This is a genomic window from Shewanella sp. c952 (genome assembly GCF_019654975.1).
Taxonomy (GTDB): domain Bacteria; phylum Pseudomonadota; class Gammaproteobacteria; order Enterobacterales; family Shewanellaceae; genus Shewanella.
Genome location: NZ_BPEW01000017.1, coordinates 77,463 through 97,786, shown reverse-complemented (window position 1 = coordinate 97,786; position 20,324 = coordinate 77,463). Strand labels below are relative to the sequence as shown.

The window sequence follows — 20,324 nt, the reverse complement described above, 5'->3', positions numbered from 1 at the left end:
ATACAGATGAAAAAAAGGATAAACTAAAACTAAAAGAATATAGAGAAAGTTAAAGTCAGTTTTCTTAAAAAGAAAATTTGAAATATCCAAGCTGTAAAAACAAGTTATAAGAAGCAATATGTAAATAATGAAACACATCTGTATTGAAGAAAACCACCATGATAAATATGATATATTTGACTCATCTTTAACTGCAGCAGTATTACTAATAACACCATTAGATATTCCATTGGGTATATTTTGGAATAATGAAACTAACGATTGCAATTGACCAAATAACGCTACTCCACTAGGTCCCATATTCATCGCTACATATTTTGTTAAAATAAACCCAAAAGCCATTTTAAGGAGTACAACAATCACATTTAAAATAGAAACTAGCATATCTCTAGTAACTATTGATGATTTTAATTACATACTCAACTTCGGAACTGCTCATTACAGGCGAAATCGGAATTGATATTATTTCATTTTGAAGACTTTCTGTCACATCTAATGAGGTAGTTAATAGCTTATTAACATATGGTTTCTGTAAGTGTGGGGCCTTAGGGTAATGAACTACTGTTTCAATCCCATGTTCATCTAGGTAGGTTTTGAAATCATCTCTTTCACACGTTTTTATAACAAACAAATGCCAGCTATGATATGAAAGATCACTTTTTGAAGGCAATTTAACTTTTGGATTAGTAATATTATCTAGATATTTATTTGCAACCAAATTCCTCAATGCTATATCATCATCTAGTCCTTTCAGCTTTACAGATAAAATTGCAGCTTGTATTTCATCTAAGCGACTATTAGTTCCAATTAATTCATGTACATATTTTATGCTTGAACCATAGTTTCTTATTTTCAATAAGGCATCTTGCAGTTCGTCATCATTTGTACAAACAGCCCCTCCATCCCCTAATGCTCCAAGGTTTTTCCCTGGGTAAAAACTAAATGCACTAGCATCTCCATAAGAACCAAGTTTTTTATTTGCCCAAAGGCCACCATGTGCCTGAGCTGCATCTTCTAAAACTAATAAATTTGATAATCTAGCAATTTTCAATAACTCGTCCATATCACAAGACAAACCATATAAATGAACAGGACAAACCACTGTTGATTTTTTAGTTATTTTATTTTTCAAATCTGTTAACGATATTTGAAACGTAACCGGATCAGGTTCAACTAGTATAGGATTCAAGCCGCTTTCTGTAATCGCCATTATTGTTGCAATAAATGTATTAGCAGGTACCAAAACATCGTCCCCTATCGATATTTTACCTAAGTACAACCAAGATTTAAGCGTTAATGAAATAGCATCTAATCCGGTACCTACACCTACAGTATGTTTAACGCTAATGTATTTAGAAAAATCGGACTCAAATTCATTAACTTTATTTCCAAGTATATACCAACCGGAATCGATAACATCTAATACAGCTTTTTCAATTTTACTTTTGTATTTGCTATTAATTTTTTTTAAATCTAAAAATTTAACCTTCATTTATTGACACCCTTTTGTTAATGTTAGCTTTAAACTTTCAATGCACCCTAATTGTTTTTTAAAGTTCATCAACCCATAGTTTGGCTTTGAATTCTCTGTCGATATACCTATATCCAAATATCTTATTTTATTTTCTTTACAATATAGAGTTATACCTTCCGCTAATGCCAATATTGGTGACTCAGCCCTTTTGTCAGGAAGTTCAGCCCAATAAAAAACATATAGGGTATCTTCATTTATGTTTAAGCATATTGCACTCGCAACAATAACGTCATCTTTATGCACACAAAATAACTTTACATCGTGTCTAAAATGTTCTGATAAATCTACGACTGAATCTTCCGTCATTGTGACAGGATAACCTAATGCAGTTCTATTAATAGAGATAATATTATAAACACTCTTAACATTAAATTCATTCAACTCTAACGAATCAAAGCTATAATTATTTCTATTTAATTTATTTAAACATTTTCTTTTTGATGAGCTTATTAAACTTCTAAACTCAAAATTGTCACATATGTCAAAATGATAATTAACATCGTACTTTCCCGGAATCCAACCAAGATTAATTAGACAATTAATAACACTTGAGCTGTTAGCAAAATACAATGGAGGCAAAGCAATACTCAAGCTAATATTACCGTAAACATCTTTTAAATACTGTTCTATATCTATAAAGCATTCATTCAACATATTTGGTGTTAAAGAAGCATCCTGAAATACATCTGAGAATGCACCAGTCATTGGAGAGAAAAACAAGTTATTATCACTCCTAAAGCAAAATACACATTCAAAAATAATTTTATTTTTATTAGCATTTTTTAGTTTAAATGATAAATATTTTTTCTTCTGAGTTTTACTTTGATAAAACAAAAAGTCATTTCTTGAAAATAGATTATTAGATAATGAAGTATCAGATACTTCGAAAGTACGATCTGTGTATCTTTTAATAACTTCAGACATAGTTAATAACCTTAGCAGTTCTTGCTGGGCAACCCACAATAACACTACCTTCTTCGAAATGACCACTCACAACGCTATTAGCACCCACAACACAATAATCCTCTAATTTAGTTCCTGGTAAAATAACAACTCCAGCTCCAATCCAGCAATGCTGTCCAATATGAATTTCTTTTTTTTCTATTGGGAATACCGCTTGTAAAACCAAGCTCGCATTAGGCCCAGAATCACTCATAATATTTACATTTTGTGCAATACTTACATTATTTCCAATTGATATTTTCGCACTAAAACCATTAATAATAGTATTCATGCCTATATAAGTATCATGTCCTATAGTGAGTTGTTCTTTTTCAGAACCAAAAATAGAACAGTTTTTTGATATCTTTACATTGTTGTGTAGTTTTACATTATTAACTGATGTACTTGAATCCCAGTAAACATCACCTAATATTTGAATGTTAGCATGCTTCATTGTTAACCTTAATATTCACAAAAACATCGTAGATATACTGCATATCAACATAATCCAAAGTGTGGTTCACTGGAATAAAAAAAGATTGTTCCCCGTAAAAAATACTTGATTCAATTCCCATTGCTTGCATTTCATTTTTCAACAAATCAAGTTTCAACTCTTCACATTCATTATTTTTGAACATAAAAACAGATGGTGTTTCATTTTCACTATAATTGAACCTTGGGAAGAAGCCCACGTTTGAAAATAGTTCAGCTAATCTTTTAAAGTTCCGTTTCCTTAATGAGGAAAACTCACCAATATAGTCCCAATAATAATTTAAAACAGTACGTAAATATTGATTGCTATTTTCATTCAAAATATCATGAGCTTTGGGTAACTTGTTTTTAGATAGAACAAAACCACCATATTGAATAGGGAAGAATTTTGGTAGACTATATATTAAATAATCGCCTTTAACGGTTCGCTTATCATATGAATCAAATGAATGAGCATAATCCTCTATTATTGGAAGATTGTAGACAGAAAGTTCATCTATATTCTCATATAGCTTACCGAACTCATGAACTATAAATATAGCTTTAGTTTCTTTATTTACAACCCGATTCCACTTACAAAAGGTCTCAATTTCCTTTGTTACGCATCCACTTACATAGTTATTATTAGACGGTGTCAATATTGTAATAATATCGTCATGCTCAAGCGCTAAATCTGTCAATGCTACATTTATTGCAGATCGACCTCCTGACGTCATTAAAAAATTCCATCCGACACCATGCTTTTCTAGTATTTTAGTATCCAGCTCATCCTTAGACTTGGGGATATCTGCGTTAAACTTTATATCTCTTGTTGAAAATGGACTAATTCTATAACTTGGTATCATAAAAAAATCAGGATTTAAAATATATTTTTCATTTTTCATTTTTCATTTTAACCAAAAATTCAGAATAGTCCCTTATGTAATCATTTTCATCGTAAATATTATCGGCAAGCACAAGCAAAACACAATCCTCGGTGAAATTAGCCATTTCTCTCCAAATACAAGAGTCAATATAAAGGCCTTGTGCTGGATTATTTAATGATATAGTTACTCGTTCATTTCCATCATCCAATGTGAAATCACATGAGCCACTAACTACAATTACAAATTGCTTTAACTTTTTGTGCGCATGATAGCCTCGTATCACCCCAGCTAAAGTATTAAAAATGTAATAAACTCTTTTTATTTCAAAAGGAATATTTTCATCATGTTCAAGAGCAACTAAAGCTCCTCTGTCATCACAATGGTTTTGCAGTGGTATCAATTTAATATTCATTATAAATATATTCCGTTAAACTTAGAACCCAATTTATCTTTTTCTGACAGTTGAGGCTCACCATGTATTGGCCAATTTATCCCTAATAAAGGATCGTTCCACAAAATTGTTTGTTCAAATTTTGGATTGTAGTAATTAGTACATTTATATACTAATTCAGCATGCATGCTCGTAACATAAAATCCATGAGCAAAACCTTCTGGAACCCAGAGCTGAAGTTTATTCGTCTCTGATAAATAAACCCCAACCCATTCACCAAATGTTGGGGAACATTTTCTTATATCAACAGCAACATCGAATACTTCACCTGATATAACGCGAACCAATTTCCCTTGAGTATTCTCAGTTTGGTAATGTAGACCTCGTAAAACTCCTTTTGTCGATTTAGAATGATTATCTTGAACAAACCGTGTTTGCTTTCCAGTTACTAAATCTTCAAATCGTTCTTGGTTCCAAGTTTCCATAAAAAAACCACGTTCGTCACCAAACACTCTTGGCTCTATAATTTTAACATCAGGAATACTGGTATTTGTGACTTTCATGTTCTTATCCTGTGTATGCTTGAATATTGTTTAATGCAATCTTCCAATCACTAGGTTCAATTAAGAATACATTGTTTATTTTTTCATTACTTAAACAAGAGTTACTTGGTCGTTTTGCTAGCGTTGGATATTGCTCAGTTGCAATACTAGTAAGATTAAGTTTTTTCTTCATCACACCTTGCTCGAATGCTGTATCAAAAATAGTTTCTGCAAACTCATACCAACTGACATGGGGTAAACCCGAAAAATGATAAACACCATATTCAATCGCATCACCCTGAGCAATACGCTCAGCAATTTGAATCAACGCTTTAGCGATATCACCTGCGTATGTTGGTCCACCAAACTGGTCTCCAACAATATTCAATGTATCTCTGGTTGCACCTAGACGCAGCATAGTTTTTACAAAATTATTACCATTTTCACCAAACACCCAAGCAGTTCGAAGAATGATGTATTTATCGCACGCCTCTGCGACGACAACTTCGCCGGCAAGCTTGCTTTCGCCATAAACGCCTTGGGGATTTGTGGTATCATTTTCTGCATATTCACCAACTTTATTACCATCAAAAACATAATCCGTTGAAATATGAAGTATTGCAGCTCCCAGATCTTGCGCGGCTTCTGCCAAGTATTTTGGTCCATCACGATTAATCGCATAAGAAAGTTCAACTTCCTCTTCTGCTTTATCAACCGCAGTATGTGCTGCAGCATTAATAATGATGCTTGGTTGAAATTCAGTAACAGCAGCTTTAACTGCAGCTTGATTAGTTATATCAAGACAATCTCTATCAAGTGCTAATACTGTAGTGTCTTTGTTTTTAGTTAGCTTCTCACTGAGGCTGTGTCCAACTTGTCCATGACACCCCGTAATCAACACGCGCATTAACTTACTGCCTTTTTCTGGTTTTCATTCACTAAACGAGTCAGATATTGACCGTATTCGTTCTTCATCATAGGCTTTGCAAGTGTTAACACTTGATCGCTACTCAACCAACCATTACGCCATGCAATTTCTTCTAAGCAGGCAACTTTTAAGCCTTGAACGTTTTCAATGGTTTGGACAAAAGAAGACGCTTCATGAAGGCTTTCGTGAGTGCCAGTATCTAGCCAAGCGAACCCTCGACCTAATAACTCGACGTTCAAACAGTCATCATTGAGATACATTTCATTTAATGTGGTAATTTCAAGTTCACCACGATGAGAAGGCTTAACTTTTTTTGCCATTTCAACTACTCGGTTATCATAGAAATACAAACCAGTAACTGCATAATTTGACTTCGGTGCCTCAGGCTTCTCTTCAATGGATACCGCTTTCATATCGTCATCAAACTCGACCACTCCAAAACGCTCAGGGTCTTTAACTTGATAACCAAATACTGTGGCCCCAGATTCACGTGAAGCTGCATTTTTTAGCGTTTTTGAAAAAGATTGACCATAGAAGATATTGTCACCAAGAACTAAACAAACACTGTCATCACCAATAAACTCTTCACCAATGATAAATGCTTGCGCTAAGCCATCAGGGCTTGGTTGAATGGCATACTCAAGGTTAATACCAAAATCTGAACCATCGCCCAATAAGCGCCTAAAGCCAGCATTATCTTCTGGAGTTGTGATGATTAAAATATCTTTAATGCCTGCTAGCATCAGAGTTGAAATAGGATAAAACACCATTGGCTTATCGTATATAGGTAACAACTGCTTTGATACTCCACGCGTTAATGGATACAAACGTGTACCTGAACCACCCGCCAAAATAATACCTTTCATAAATCCTCAACTTTAATATAGTAGACATACTTGAAAATAAAATAGCTTAATAAGCTAAATTTTAATGCCTAATCGCTCTCTTTGATAGCTGCCATCTTGAACATGCTTACACCATGTTTCGTTACTTAAATACCACTCGATAGTTTTACGCAAGCCGGTTTCAAAAGTTTCTTCTGGATCCCAATTTAGCTTGTTACTCATTTTTGTTGCATCAATAGCATAGCGACGGTCGTGGCCTAGTCTATCTGTCACATAAGTGATTTGTTTTGCATAAGCAGACTCTTTGGGCACTAAGGTGTCTAAAATATTGCAAATTGTTTTTACCACTTCAATATTTTGTTTTTCATTGTGACCACCAATATTATAGGTCTCACCAACTTTACCGATAGTAACAACTTTATATAATGCACGAGCATGGTCTTCAACATATAACCAATCACGAATTTGATCGCCTTTACCATAAATCGGTAAATCCTTGCCCTCTAATGCATTAAGAATAACCAATGGAATTAGCTTTTCAGGGAAATGGTAAGGACCGTAGTTGTTAGAGCAATTAGTGACAATAGTTGGTAAGCCATAGGTACGTAACCAAGAGCGAACTAAGTGGTCGCTAGACGCCTTAGAAGCTGAATAAGGACTGCTTGGTGCATAAGGGGTTGTTTCAGTGAATAGAGTTAAGTCTTCTGCACTTATAATATCATCAGGATGAGGTAAATCACCATATACTTCATCTGTTGAAATATGATGAAAACGAAAGGCTATTTTAGCTTCGACAGACAATTCGTTCCAATATGCACGAGTGGCTTCAAGAAGGGTATAGGTGCCAACAATGTTAGTTTGAATGAAGTCTGACGGACCTGTGATGGAACGATCTACGTGAGACTCTGCTGCGAGATGCATAACTGCATCTGGTTGATGTTCTTTAAATACACGTTCAAGTTCAACTGCATCACAGATATCAACTTGTTCAAATGCATATCTATCGTCATTTTTGATGCTAATCAAAGACTCTAGATTACCCGCATAAGTTAATTTATCAACATTAACTACGCTATCCTGAGTGTTTTTTATAATATGACGAACAACTGCAGAGCCAATAAAGCCTGCACCACCTGTAACTAGAATTTTCATTTTTTACTACCAAAATCGATGAAGATAACCACAATAAATGGTTATCTTTGAGTGACAAATACTGAAGGATTTCACTTCTGCATCTCAGCCTTTAAAACCCTGCTGAGACACTTTTCATCCGTTTTGAGACAGCTCTATTGCCGCTATCTACTATAAAGCCTCGGTTTCACTGTTTTTCGTTAAACAGTCCCAATAGGCCTTTTTATTTTTAATCTTCTTTTCTCATAAAATGTCTTACTAAAACTAGCATGACTGCCAGCATTCCACCGAGCATTGTTCCTAATACACAAATCAACGCGCGCTTAGGCCCCGCTTTTTCTTCAGGTACAAGTGCTGGATCGATTGTTTTAAAAACATACTCATCGCGAACTTCGGCAAACATAATGGTTTTTGTTTGTTCTTCTATAAGTTGGTAGAGAATAGTTCGAATATCAGCAACATTAGTTTGAGCTATTTGTTTCGACAAAAATTCACTACTACTATTCGCCTCTGCTACATCGCGCTCTTTCATCACCGTGTTGATATCTTCAACTAACCAAGTCACCCACTGTTGCGCGACCGCTGGCGATAAATGCTCTACAGATACGGTCACCATACTGGTATCTTTTGCTGAGCTGACTGAAACCACTTTAGTAAACTCTTTATAGGCTTCTTGCATTGAAGGTTGAGGCTTAAAGGGAGCCTTAGCTTTACGCTGCCATGTTTGTGTTTTTCCATCGTACAGCTCAGAGTCATAAGTTAGTGAGTTGTCACCTAGATTCCACTTTTTGACCGCCATTAACTCTGGAAGTATGTTGTGCTTTTGAATAAATTGGCTGGCGAATTGACGTGATTTCATCACCTCGATCGCCATTTGAGTTTTATCAACACCACCGCCGCCACCTAGGTTTATCCCTGCCATACTGGCAAGGCCACCAAACTGGCCAGCTAACGCACTTAGCCCTCCGCCTTGCTCTTCACTTGCTGGGGCTAATAAAGCTTCTGACTTATAAGTATTCGGTTGTGATAATGCGAATATTACAGAACCGATAGCGAAAATGGCTGTAATGGCGATGATTAGCCATTTACCTTTCCAGATGACGGAAAATAGTTCGCGGAGGTCGATTTCGTCGTCCGGTGCTGTTTGTAGGAACTGTGCATCAGTGTAGTTTTGTTGTATGTTTTTAGTCATTATTTTCTTCAGATTCGAGATTCTAGGACGCTTCGCAGATAGATCGCTACGCTGCTATAAGGGCAAGATTCGAAAGCTCTCGCCTGTAAATCAATCAACTTTGTAATCAGCGTTTTCTTCTTTAATCTGTGATTCCTTATTTTCAATTAGAGAACCTATGATTTTGGCTAACTCTTTAGCTTCTTTTATCATATCCATCGAAGACTGCCGATTTAGGTAGCCGATTTCAATTCCAATGTACAGCAGGGTAACCAACTCTCCGAGTGAGCCTTTTGCATAATACAAGAAGCGTACTTTCTCTTTGATAGTTTCACGCTCTTCACCTTCAGCAATATTCAAAGGCACCGATAAACCTGAGCGTGTAATTTGATCTTTAAAGCCCCAATTTTGTACGGCCTCTGTGGCTTTATATATTTCGCACGACAATCTTGAGGCTCTTTTCCAAACATCCAGTTGTTCGAATCGCATTAGCAACTCCCTTGCTTTGTGCCAGAGCGCTGTGCTTCTAAGACGTAACTTTTTCACGGCGAGAACGTCGCTTCGCTCCTTCTAGACTCAATACAATCAAGAGATAAAAGCTGCTCAACTTTTGCTTTCACCTTTTGACTTTATAGCAGACCGAAGTCAGCTCTATCAGAGTAGCGCTCTAGCCGTGAGCTTGCGAACGTTCTAGCAAGCCAACGGCGTTCTATGTCCGCTTTGCGGTCTAGAGATTTGCGACTGTGGCGAATGCGACTGCGGTGTTGTATATGATACTGGTAACTTGAGTCCAGAGCGTTAGGTTATCTTTATACTCTGTATCAAGCGGTACGATGATAGTATCGCCTGGTTGTAAGCTTGACTCACTGCTAAACCACATAGACTTATTTGGGAGCATTACAGAGCCATCGGCTTTAATGATATAAGTTCTATCATCATCAGCACGCTCTCTAGCGCCGCCAGACATCGCTAGGTATTGGTCAACAGTTTGGCCATCTTTGAATCTATGCGTTGCAGCATGTTGCACTTCGCCCATTACAGCAATGGTTTGTTTAGTAGATGGTATATAGAGTACATCTTTGTCTTCAAGTTGAAGATCCGCCTGAGAGATACCAATTGAAATTGCAGAAAGGTCAACCACTAAACGGCCTACTGCTTGGATGGTCTCAAGGTCTGTCAGCATCATCTGAGCATCGCTGTAATTTACAACGTTGCCATCTTTCGATACACCACGTGTTGCAATATCTCGACGAAGTTGATCAGCAAGCTTTTTAATCTCTAACTGTTCTTGTTGACGCACTGACTCGCGTACAAAAACGGTTGAAGGGAGGTATGCATACTCGGTAAAGCCACCCGCGCGGGTAAGCACGTCACCTAATGTCTCTCCACGGCGAATGTTATAAGTGCCAGGGAACTTCACTTCACCACGAATTTCTACTGACTTATTTTCTTGCCAATCAGGCGTAGTCATAACAGTAAGAATATCGCGGCCTTTAAGTAGCAGGTTTTGTGAAACATCACCTTGCAGAGCGACATCCAGTGCGATGTTTTTGTGGCTAATTGAAGAGCCATCGACAGTTGTGTGTGTACTAGTCAATTCTGCTCGGGTCGTGTAAGCACCTTCTTCAAGACCGCCTGCTGCAATCACTAGGTCTTGAACTCTAGCATTTACTGCCAGAGGATAAATGCCAGGGTTATTAACCTTGCCATTAACCGCAACAGCTTGAACGCCTGTACCCGCGCGCCCTTGGCTATTTAGCTTCATTATTACAGGGTAAAGCAGCTCACCGCGGTTCATTACAGAACTAAGTTTTATCAAGTCGCGGTCTTCAAAAAGGTTAACCAACATTTTGTTGACCTCACCTTTTATCGCCGTACTTTCATCCTCTTCAGCTTTACTGTTAATCGCCACGCCGCCAAGTTCAGCTCGATCAGCGAATTTCTGTTGATTTAGCTGAGAGAAACCCGCCTTAAATAGATCGTTACCGATAAGTGAATCGCCAGCCAATGACTGAACCTTCTCTACTCGCTCTTTTACAAGTTTATTCAACTCATAACGATTTTGCGTCATATCGCTAAAATTGAAAAATATAACTTTATCGCGAGGAGCCAATGTGAGGTTTTCAGATAATACATTGCCGTTTATCGCCTTTGATGGTGAAAACTGGTAAACCTGAATATCTCCTTGTTTATTAATCTCACGTACAACAACTGCGTATTCTAAATCTGCAGATACAGTTAGATCTCCCCAAATAGAAGGAACTAAATCGCTAACTTTCTGACCTTCAAACCATTGATATTTGCCAGGTCGAACAACCGCCCCTACAACGGTAAGCGCATCTTCGTACTGTGAAGTTGCATTTTTGACTCGAATCACATCGCCAGCGAGTGCTTTAGTTCGTTTTCCGGCATCAGATGTAAGATCGACATTAACAATGGTTCTAAGACTATTTTTGTTAAAGCGCTCTACACTACTGCGCTTTGGGTATGCGCCAGGTTTAACGCCAGCGGCCATCTCAATGACTTGCGCCATTGTTTCGTGTTTCTTAAGTTCATAAATAGCAGGCCGTCTGACTTCACCGGTAACACTAACCAGTCCGCCAACCGACGGTATAAATACCACGTCACCAGAGCGTAGACGTACATCACCCGATGCATCACCACGCAGTAAGAGGTCATACAAGTCCATTGAACCAACTAGCTTACCATTGCGTTTCACCTGAATATTACGCAGTGAGCCAATTTCATTAACGCCACCAGCAACAAATAATGCTTGAGTGATTGTCGAAAGACTTGAAACCGTATATGACCCAGGCTTATATGCATCACCAGCAACAAAAATACGAATAGAGCGAAGCTCGCCCATCGTGATATTGGACTCGATACCAATCATCTGCTTCTTAATGCGTTGCGATAAAGATGTTCTCAATTCGCTAAAGCTTAACCCTGATACGTTAACAGGCCCTAGTTCCGGAAACTGAATCACACCTTCGCGGTTGATGACTAAGTCATATTCTTTGTTATCTTTGCCATATAGCTGGACCTTTATGTTGTCCCCAGGGCCTACTAGGTACTCACTCGGCACCGGCACGTCGGATACAGGTGCAAAAGTAGTCGGCTCGCCAGCAAACAAATCATAACCAAATCGCTTCAGTTCAGTTTTTGCCGCGTCTTCTTCAAAGGTAAGCTCTTTCTCTTTATTAGGGTTATTTGAGAAGTTCGGATTTTGGTTAGAGTTTGGGATCAAGTTTCCGTTGCGATCATATTCACCACGAGAGTTAACCACTTGTGGGTTTTCTAATTGCTGTTGTGAGCCACTACTGCCACCTAACATTGATGGGTCAATGCCATATTGTTTAGCTAAACGCTGCTGCTCTGACGCTGGTAAGTTTTTAAACTGCTCGATCATCTGCGGAGACGGGGTTACAGCTTGCACTTGCCCGCACCATAGTAGCAATGCACTAGCACCTGCGATGACAATTTTTTTGGTTTTATGTAACACCGAGTTTTATCTCCAAACAAAAATAAAGAATAATATTGATTAAGACAACAAACACTAATCGATATATCTAATTAAAAATATGACGTGATCGACATATAGAGGGTGCGAGTAAGGGCTCAAAACTAAGTGAGTTAGCCTTAAAGCAAGGTTATAAAATAAATTTCAGACACGCTACCGCCCATGGATTACGGCTTCCAAATTGCCCTTCCGACTGGCGGAAAATTCACTTTATCTGATAGTAGGAACATCTATTTATTGACTAAAATTAAGAGCAAGTACAATAGCCGGCCACTTAATTAACAATAAAACAACAACTAATATGTTCTATTCCAAATTAATCTTAAGCGCGAGATTATACATCAGCGAAATGGTCAGAACAGTAACTCCGTACTATTCTCTTGCCAAATGCTTAAAAAAAAAACATTACGTTACTTTTATGACACTCGTCAAAAAGCCTTAAAGGTATACAGCGACCCTTTAATCACTAAAGGACAATAAAAAATGCAGCAAAGGTCTCTATTTGTATCAAGTAAATCAGCAAATTTAAGCTTGCCTCGAAGCTATAACGTTAACAAAAGGATTACTTTGTAGTTTTAATCTAATCCGTAGACGCATTTTCAGCATCAATTTAACAAAAGACCGCCCATTCCATATTTCACTAATTGCAACTGGAGGAAAAAACATCGGTCTAAAATCTGAACTAAAACTATGGCTAATGTCTCACATACGAAGTGGTTTATCGACTACAACCAATAATATCAGCCAGCGAGTTTGACGGTAGAACGATCTACAGAGACCCGTTGCTGTTTGCCCATGATATCGAATAGAACATAACAACGCTTCTCGCCATTTTTCTCCTGAAAAATACCTTCAAGCTCCGCAAATGGTCCTTCAACAAATTTAACTTTATCTCCAGATTGTATAGGCGAAACGAGTTCTTCTTTACTGCTAGACTCTGGTAACAGTTCGTTTATCCACTTATGTTCACGTGCTTTAATAGCACTAATGACACCTTCATCTATTGGCGTCATTAACTCTTTACAGCCCACAATACGGATCACTCCACGTGTATTGTGTACGCGGGAAACACTCGTGACTTGAGGGTCAAAATGGATAAAAAGATAACTTGGAAATAAAGACACACGTCTGACAGTGACCTTACCGTTATGCTTCTTTTCTTCGGGGTATGTCGGAATATAGGTTTCAATCTCTTGAAGAGCCAAGTTTTGTTGTGCCCGAGCTTCTCCACGGGGCTTACAATATAACAAATACCAAGCTTTCATTAAAATTAACTCCAATCATCAAAAAATAGTGACGTCCTTTCACGGTATTGCATTTTATCAAAAAACAAACGGGGAACCAATGCAAATTTAAACAGACATATCTGCTTGGCTGGCAATTATACAGAACGAGAACAGCTTCACTTTATAGTGTTCATTAAGTCAGCAGTCGCTCCCTTAAAATTGACTTAAGCCACCTTAAAAGGGTATATAAGGTAGGCTTTATCGCATTTGGCGCTATTTTTAGCTTCAAATAATAAAAATTAGAATATAAGCCCATAACAGAGCGACCAAAACCGCTACATATACACATTAAAAATAACATTTTGAGTGTGTATATCCCGCAGATTTGGTACGTGACAATTTATAAAAATATATTTCTGTGGCGTTTATTGACTCACAGGCAATCACAAGCTGAAGGTGGAAGAACAAATGAGCGGAGTAAAACCCCAGGGGACGATGCTTGGGCATCCGAAGGGATTGTTCCTGTTGTTTACAACAGAGCTATGGGAACGGTTTAGTTATTATGCAATGCGCGCCATTTTGGTGTTATATCTTGTAGATAAAGTACAAACTGAAGGTGGGCATGGTTTAGGTTGGACTCAGGGTGATGCTATATCACTCTATGGTACCTTTACAGGTCTTGTTTATTTAACCCCGCTTATTGGTGGCTGGTTGGCTGATGCTTATTTAGGCCAACGTAAAGCAATTATGATTGGTGGCGCGTTAATGGCTGCAGGCCAATTCATTCTAGCACTACCACATAGCTGGATCCCAGGTTCTGAAACCATGGTATTCTATATTGGTCTTGGTACGTTAATCATTGGTAATGGTCTATTTAAGCCAAACATCTCAACCATGGTTGGTGACTTATATGAAGAGGGTGACCATCGTCGTGACGGCGCGTTCACTATCTTCTATATGGGTATTAACGTTGGTGCATTCCTTTCAGGTATTATCGTAGGCTCAGTTGTTGCAGCTTATGATGGTAACTTCCAAATGGGCTTCTTGTGTGCAGGTATCGGTATGGTACTTTCACTTATCATCCAGTTCATATTCGCGCAGAAACTTCTAGGTGATATTGGACGCTACCCAGCTGCCAAGCTCGAAAAAGAGAAGAACGAAGCCGCTGGTGATGTTCGTAAAGAACCACTAACAAAAATCGAACGTGATCGCATTAAAGTTATTATGATCATGGGTCTGTTTACTATTATCTTCTGGGCTGGTTTTGAACAAGCCGGTGGTTTGATGAACCTGTTCACTAACGACTTTACTGACCGTATGATTGGTGGATGGGAAGTTCCTACCACTTGGTTCCAGTCGCTTAACGCAATGTTCATTGTAATTTTCGCGCCTGTTATCGCCTCTATCTGGATCCGTTTAGGAAAGAATGAACCTAACTCACCGGTGAAGTTTGCTTTAGGCCTTGTGCTTCTAGGTATTGGTTTCCTATTCATGATCGGTGCTGTTTTAGAGATGGGCGGCGACGCTAATGCTAAATCAAGCATGTGGTGGTTAGTAGGTGCATACTTCTTCCACACCATGGGTGAACTTTGTTTATCTCCTATTGGTCTTTCAATGGTAACTAAATTGGCTCCACTGCGTATCGCATCATTAATGATGGGTGCATGGTTCCTATTCGTTGCTATCGCTAATAAGATTGGCGGTGTAGTCGGTTCATTTATTGGACATGGCGGCGCAAAAGAGGAGCAACTTGCTAATGCAATGGCGATCTTCGCTGGTATCGCAATCACTTCAGCTATTTCAGGTGTCATCCTATACTTCATGGCTGACAAGCTTGTTGATTGGATGCACGGCGCTGAAGGTCATGCAGAAACTGAAGAGGAAGCTCTTGAGCAAGAGATTGCAGTTACAGCTGAGCATGAAGGAATAAAACAGTAAATTCTAGATTCTTCTAGAGTTGAGTATAAATGCCTCGTAGTAATACGAGGCATTTTTGTATCGATGACATTAAAAGAGTTAGCCTATAGGCTTCTCATCATAATTAGCGCTGTTAGTCATATTGATGAAAGCTGCTTTGCTTCATCTATGAGTTCTAAAGTGCTTTTCAAATCAAAGAAGCCAATTTCTATTGCGATATAGTTCGACAGTCGTGGGGTTTGAACTAATAGTTGCAGGGGTTGATAGCGCTGCTCCAGTAACTTACTCTTTATAAACATAACCTTTTAAATCAGAATGTTTAAACCGTTGAGCAACTTATAAGCGTTACAAGTTAGCTTAGATGCCCTCCTCCACACTTCTAACAGTTCCAGCTTGTTCCAAGCTGATAATATCCATTGCTCTAAACGGATTGTTATTTACTTACGCTAGAAATATATTAGCTGTGTGTTCACAAGAAGCCGATACCCTAGAGCCAATAGCCCTATTTTCTCAGAAACTACCTAAGTAGCAGAGAGCTGGATAAACCCGCCTGCAGGCATATTCTCGTCGTGCACAAGTCCATGAAACTCATTATTGAGCAGTTGAAGTTTATGCTCACTAACATTGGTTAAAATACAAAGCTGTTCGCCGGGCATTAATGTTCGAAATTGCACTGAAGGGGCTCCCCAATTACTGACTCCTAGCTGCATAGAGTCTGCAATGGCTAGTGGTGCAAGCCCTTCTCTGTTGCGAAGGTAACAGCGAAACTCGCTCCCAGCTTGCGCAATTGCTACCCGATAACTCGACAAGTCAATCACCACGTAAGTCATATCAACATAAATGTCTAAACCAGACTTTGACATTCGATCGTTAAGGTAAGTAAGCATGTTGTATGGCTCAGCAATAACCAGGGACTGTTGGTTACGATATCGCTTGAGCTTATGGTTGACGAAGCTCTTTAGTAGCACGCTAGCGAATGCCGCTCGGTTGTCATGCGGATAAAAGTGCGCCATATACATCATAATATGCGAATCATCGAGCATGGCAGTATCAATAAAATGAGCACTAACTTCATTGGTGTTAAATAGACTATAGTCGATCTCGGCTTTGGAATACTCAATCCGACTCGGCGGGAATAGCTGTTGTTGAACACTTTTAGCGGCTTGCTCACTTTGCGCTAATAATTCAAGATTTTGATTGAGTTCCATATAAGACAGAGATTCTAACTCGTCAAACTGCAATGACTCTTCAAGTGTGCCATTAATACATTCTTTGATAGCGTTTTCGATAACAAAAAGGTCTGCGACGGGTTTCACCAGATAATCATTGGCACCATGTCTAAGCGCATCTACCACATCTGACATTGCTTGATTACCCGATATGATAATCGAGGGTGTGCCGGGGCTATATTGATTCATCGCTTTCAGCATTTCTAAGCCGCCAAGCTTTGGCATACTTAAATCAGCTAATACAACATCAAAGCGTTGCTTTTTAAAGTAATTTAAACCGAGTTCACCATTATCAGCCTCGTGAACTATTGCTCCTCGACTCTCTAAAAAGGCCGTAACAATCTTGCGGAAAACGGGATCGTCTTCCACCAGCAGAATAGTTAGTTCTTTTAGCGCCATTTGCTGTCCTTAACTCACAACAGCGTAAACTCACATCCTTGTTTTCGATGTTTCCGCTTATTATCGACTCTTCTTTTATTAGTTGCCGACAAATTCATTATTTAATCAAGCTCCTGCATATATTCATCAAGCAATTCATCGTCATCTTCGCTCTGAGGAATATCACCATCATATACTTTGTAGTCCATGTGTTGAAAATACGCGTCTTTGACGAAAGTATATGGGTCTAAAGCATTATCAACCAACCTCTCCTGATCGATTGCTGATGCTCGACTATGCAGATTTTTAAGGCCCCACTTTAACACTGACTGCCAAAATGTCAGCTCTGATAATGGGAAGTATAGATCATCAACCCAATCAGAGGCGAGTTCTCTGGTAACATAAGGTCCAAAGAATGGTGCCATGAAATACGGTCCATTGGGCACACCGTAATAACCAAGCACCTCATTAAAGTCATCTTGCTTACGTGTCATACCCATCATTTCAGCTACATCAATAACGCCGAGTAAGCCAAGAGTAGTATTGACAGTAAAACGCCCCCCCGCATTTGCAGCCCAACCCCATTTACCTTGCAATGTGTTATTGACGATGCTGCTAGGCTCTTCGAGGTTAAGCACGAAGTTGTTAATGCCACTTTTAACCGGACGAGGGATATAATCATTATAGCCATGCGCTACAGGTCGATAAAAGTACCGATCCATATACAAATAGTTGAGATCCCACATCGCTCGGTTAAACCCTTCTATAGGGTCACGAGGATCATTATAGGTGACAGTGACGCTCTCACCGTCCTTGATGTCATCTTCTGCAGCTATGGTAGAAAACCCAAATATCGCCAGAGAAAGCACAATCCATTTACACTTCATAATTGTCTCTTTGAATAGGTCTGTATTTCTTACTGTTGGTTTCACTAAAGCCTTTGTATGTTACTGCCGATACAGTCATAAGAGCGCGTAATTGCGCTAAATATAAGGTTATCGACTAACAAAGTTGTAAAATTCCAGTAAGACGACTAAGGATACTCAGTAACACAATAAGATCAAACATAATTTTGTGATAAAACATGTCTATTTAATTGGATAAAACAGGGCTCTCTTTTGGATAACATTACCCATTCAGCGTTAAGTCATGCAAGTAGCGCTAATGCGCCCGAAAAAGTACCGCTATCAGCTCGGCCAACGTCACTGATCCCGGTTACCGCTACACTTAATAAAAATGGTGTATTAGTGCACTTTTCAGGGCACACATATAACGTAAAACTAGCAACGCCGTTAAGCCCACATCAGTTTACGAAGGCCCAAGCATTCCTATTGAATATAGTGCAGCAAAGCGCTCTCGTCAGTAATACCACTCAAATGCAACTGCTTACCTTAGGCCAAGCGCTTTATTTCCCAATGCCAAAAGCGATGCTTGCGCTAGCTAATCGTAATAATGTCTCCGAGCGAAAATTAATCAAACTAGGGAATAAGAGTGAAGGTTACTTGCTACCAAATGCAAAGGTTTCAGGTTCCGAACTCCAATTTAATAATGGCTCTAGGCTAACTCTGTCGATGTTGGTTTCATTAGCTAGTGGGGAGTATTCAGTCGCAGTGAAAACACGAGAGCAACAGCTATTCCTTAAGCTCACACCGATCCAAGCAAAAATACCGATAACTCTCGACGGTTCTCATAGCAATAATGAGGAACCGGCTCCACGGCCAGAAGCGTTAACTCACAGCAAAACCAACGTTAATCACCAGTACAGGACGCTCTTTAAACAGCTAGAAAGTACACCACTGCCGCAAGAGCAAGAATCAACGCCATTGACTCCTAAATTGCCAGCAGATATTGCCGACAAAAACAACAAACCTGAACCGAAAAATTTTCTAACCACGGCATTAGCAAAGGCGGGAGCCCTGCCTAGGGCATCAATTAAACAAAGCTTGCCAACGACTAGCCTAGCAAGTGAGATGTTTAAACGACTGCCCATGCTCAATCCCGAATCGCTGTCGTCATTGAGTGAGCCCAACAGATTACAACAAGCGCTACTTAGCCTAAATTTGCTCAATATCGCCCCATCAAACTGGCTGTCGGCGGCACCAAGCCACGTCAATACCTTAAGCTTAGTCTGCCAGCTTTTATTAGGCCGAAGTGCGATGGAGCGCGCTATAGCACCTCTAAGCAATGAGTTAACAAATAGATTGGCAGCCTTACAAACTCGCTTAGGGTTGTCTCCACAGATATTATCGATACTAGCAGCCACAGAGGCTCAAAAGCCTTTAGCGGAATTACTCAATAATCTAAGCTTATATCAGCAACAATCAGGTGCTGTTGATGGCAATAATCATTGGTATTTCGCTCTGCCCTATTCAATCAATCATTACCAAGAACAGTTTGAGGGGCATTTTGAACAATCTAATGACCCACAAAAGCGTACTAACCATTGGAAGCTGAGACTGAAATTCAACCTTTCATCGAGTCCACTATTGATTACTGCCAAGGCAAGTGGTGTAGATAGGCTTGATAATGCATTACGTATTACCGTTGATTTTGCCAGTGATAATCAAAATCTATTAAATAAAGTTAACTTACTCAGCCCTAAACTTAGCAGTAAGATTGAACAGTTGGGGTTATCGGTAGTGGCAATAAACACGCAAAAGCAGGCAGTTGCGGCTACTTTGCTACCAGGCGAACATTACTTGGTGAAAGTAAAAGTCTAACAACTGCAATAAGAAGTAATAACCAAGTTACAGCCATCAACTAGAGCCGGATAGATATATCAGTATGAGATTAAAAGGGAGAGCCAATGAGCCAGCATGAACAGCCTAGCAAGGCTGTGGCAGTTAAATACGAACAAGGCACAGCTCCAAGTATTTCAGCAAAAGCCGAAGGTGAATTAGCGCAAGAGATGATTGCGCTTGCTGAAGAGGCTGGGATATTCATCCATAAGGACGAGCACCTATGCGAGTTTTTACAAAAAATGGAAGTTGGAGAGGCTATTCCTAAAGAGCTCTATTTACTCATCGCCGAGCTGATTGCTTTCGCCTATGTACTTGACGGTAAATTCCCTGAAAAGTGGAATGGCATGCATGAAAAGATCATGGAAGAGGTTTAGAGGTTTATTAAGGGACTAAAGAGACAAACAACCTGTAGTTTTACGGCTACAAAAGATTTGGCTAGGCTTGTGTATTTCAGACTATAGGTTCTAGTAA

18 protein-coding genes and 1 pseudogene are annotated in these 20,324 nt (G+C 39.0%); 3 read left to right on the top strand and 16 right to left on the bottom strand.

Translation table 11 applies throughout. From position 1 onward, the window contains the following. The 14 genes and pseudogenes from K5R16_RS12870 to rfaH form a co-directional block, all read right to left on the bottom strand. Nucleotides 1-384 (bottom strand): annotated as a pseudogene (locus tag K5R16_RS12870) (hypothetical protein); the annotation flags it as partial. A gap of 4 nt (nt 385-388) precedes the next feature. Then, nucleotides 389-1,492 (bottom strand): DegT/DnrJ/EryC1/StrS aminotransferase family protein, encoded by a 1,104-nt coding sequence (locus K5R16_RS12865; RefSeq protein ID WP_220737962.1) that lies wholly within the window; start codon nt 1,490-1,492, stop codon nt 389-391. Continuing rightward, complete coding sequence (locus K5R16_RS12860) at nt 1,493-2,458, bottom strand: GNAT family N-acetyltransferase (protein WP_220737961.1); 966 nt, start codon at nt 2,456-2,458, stop codon at nt 1,493-1,495. After that, nucleotides 2,451-2,930 carry a DapH/DapD/GlmU-related protein gene (locus K5R16_RS12855; RefSeq protein WP_220737960.1) on the bottom strand — a complete coding sequence of 160 codons (480 nt, stop codon included), beginning with the start codon at nt 2,928-2,930 and terminating at the stop codon, nt 2,451-2,453. Before K5R16_RS12855 ends, K5R16_RS12860 begins: the two co-directional genes overlap by 8 nt. After that, the gene (locus tag K5R16_RS12850; protein ID WP_220737959.1) at nt 2,917-3,852 is read right to left on the bottom strand and encodes a DegT/DnrJ/EryC1/StrS family aminotransferase; all 936 of its coding nucleotides are present in this window, start codon (nt 3,850-3,852) and stop codon (nt 2,917-2,919) included. The genes K5R16_RS12855 and K5R16_RS12850 overlap by 14 nt, the downstream gene beginning before the upstream one ends. Then, nucleotides 3,842-4,246: an FdtA/QdtA family cupin domain-containing protein gene (locus K5R16_RS12845; protein WP_220737958.1), complete on the bottom strand. Its 405-nt coding sequence runs from the start codon at nt 4,244-4,246 to the stop codon at nt 3,842-3,844. The genes K5R16_RS12850 and K5R16_RS12845 overlap by 11 nt, the downstream gene beginning before the upstream one ends. Further along, nucleotides 4,246-4,788, bottom strand: a complete 543-nt coding sequence (gene rfbC / locus K5R16_RS12840) for a dTDP-4-dehydrorhamnose 3,5-epimerase (protein WP_220737957.1) — start codon at nt 4,786-4,788, stop codon at nt 4,246-4,248. Before rfbC ends, K5R16_RS12845 begins: the two co-directional genes overlap by 1 nt. Nucleotides 4,789-4,792: 4 nt before the next feature. After that, nucleotides 4,793-5,674 carry a dTDP-4-dehydrorhamnose reductase gene (gene rfbD / locus K5R16_RS12835; RefSeq protein WP_220737956.1) on the bottom strand — a complete coding sequence of 294 codons (882 nt, stop codon included), beginning with the start codon at nt 5,672-5,674 and terminating at the stop codon, nt 4,793-4,795. Beyond that, nucleotides 5,674-6,561 (bottom strand): glucose-1-phosphate thymidylyltransferase RfbA, encoded by an 888-nt coding sequence (gene rfbA / locus K5R16_RS12830; protein ID WP_220737955.1) that lies wholly within the window; start codon nt 6,559-6,561, stop codon nt 5,674-5,676. The genes rfbD and rfbA overlap by 1 nt, the downstream gene beginning before the upstream one ends. 54 nt (nt 6,562-6,615) lie before the next feature. Beyond that, a complete protein-coding gene (rfbB, locus tag K5R16_RS12825) occupies nt 6,616-7,692 on the bottom strand; it encodes a dTDP-glucose 4,6-dehydratase (RefSeq protein WP_220737954.1) in 1,077 nt (358 codons plus the stop codon). A 208-nt stretch (nt 7,693-7,900) separates the two neighbouring features. Then, a complete protein-coding gene (locus K5R16_RS12820; protein WP_220737953.1) occupies nt 7,901-8,863 on the bottom strand; it encodes a Wzz/FepE/Etk N-terminal domain-containing protein in 963 nt (320 codons plus the stop codon). Between the two features lie 90 nt (nt 8,864-8,953). Continuing rightward, the gene (locus K5R16_RS12815) at nt 8,954-9,331 is read right to left on the bottom strand and encodes a four helix bundle protein (RefSeq protein WP_220737952.1); all 378 of its coding nucleotides are present in this window, start codon (nt 9,329-9,331) and stop codon (nt 8,954-8,956) included. 238 nt (nt 9,332-9,569) lie between these two features. Further along, entirely contained in the window at nt 9,570-12,344 is a 2,775-nt protein-coding gene (locus K5R16_RS12810) for an SLBB domain-containing protein (protein ID WP_220737951.1), read from the bottom strand. A 758-nt stretch (nt 12,345-13,102) separates the two neighbouring features. Further along, a complete protein-coding gene (rfaH, locus tag K5R16_RS12805; protein ID WP_220737950.1) occupies nt 13,103-13,627 on the bottom strand; it encodes a transcription/translation regulatory transformer protein RfaH in 525 nt (174 codons plus the stop codon). Nucleotides 13,628-14,056: 429 nt separating this feature from the next. Here rfaH and K5R16_RS12800 point away from each other — a divergent pair, with 429 nt between their 5' ends. Then, on the top strand, nt 14,057-15,526 hold the full coding sequence (locus tag K5R16_RS12800; protein WP_220737949.1) for a peptide MFS transporter: 1,470 nt from the start codon (nt 14,057-14,059) through the stop codon (nt 15,524-15,526). A 500-nt stretch (nt 15,527-16,026) separates the two neighbouring features. Here K5R16_RS12800 and K5R16_RS12795 read toward each other — a convergent pair whose 3' ends face one another. Then, entirely contained in the window at nt 16,027-17,133 is a 1,107-nt protein-coding gene (locus tag K5R16_RS12795; RefSeq protein ID WP_220737948.1) for a response regulator, read from the bottom strand. 101 nt (nt 17,134-17,234) lie between these two features. After that, nucleotides 17,235-17,999 carry a VacJ family lipoprotein gene (locus K5R16_RS12790; RefSeq protein ID WP_220737947.1) on the bottom strand — a complete coding sequence of 255 codons (765 nt, stop codon included), beginning with the start codon at nt 17,997-17,999 and terminating at the stop codon, nt 17,235-17,237. A 231-nt stretch (nt 18,000-18,230) separates the two neighbouring features. Here K5R16_RS12790 and K5R16_RS12785 point away from each other — a divergent pair, with 231 nt between their 5' ends. Both K5R16_RS12785 and K5R16_RS12780 read left to right on the top strand, forming a co-directional pair. Continuing rightward, on the top strand, nt 18,231-19,832 hold the full coding sequence (locus K5R16_RS12785; protein WP_220737946.1) for a hypothetical protein: 1,602 nt from the start codon (nt 18,231-18,233) through the stop codon (nt 19,830-19,832). An 86-nt stretch (nt 19,833-19,918) separates the two neighbouring features. Further along, complete coding sequence (locus K5R16_RS12780) at nt 19,919-20,227, top strand: EscU/YscU/HrcU family type III secretion system export apparatus switch protein (RefSeq protein WP_220737945.1); 309 nt, start codon at nt 19,919-19,921, stop codon at nt 20,225-20,227. The last annotated feature ends 97 nt before the right edge of the window (nt 20,228-20,324 follow it).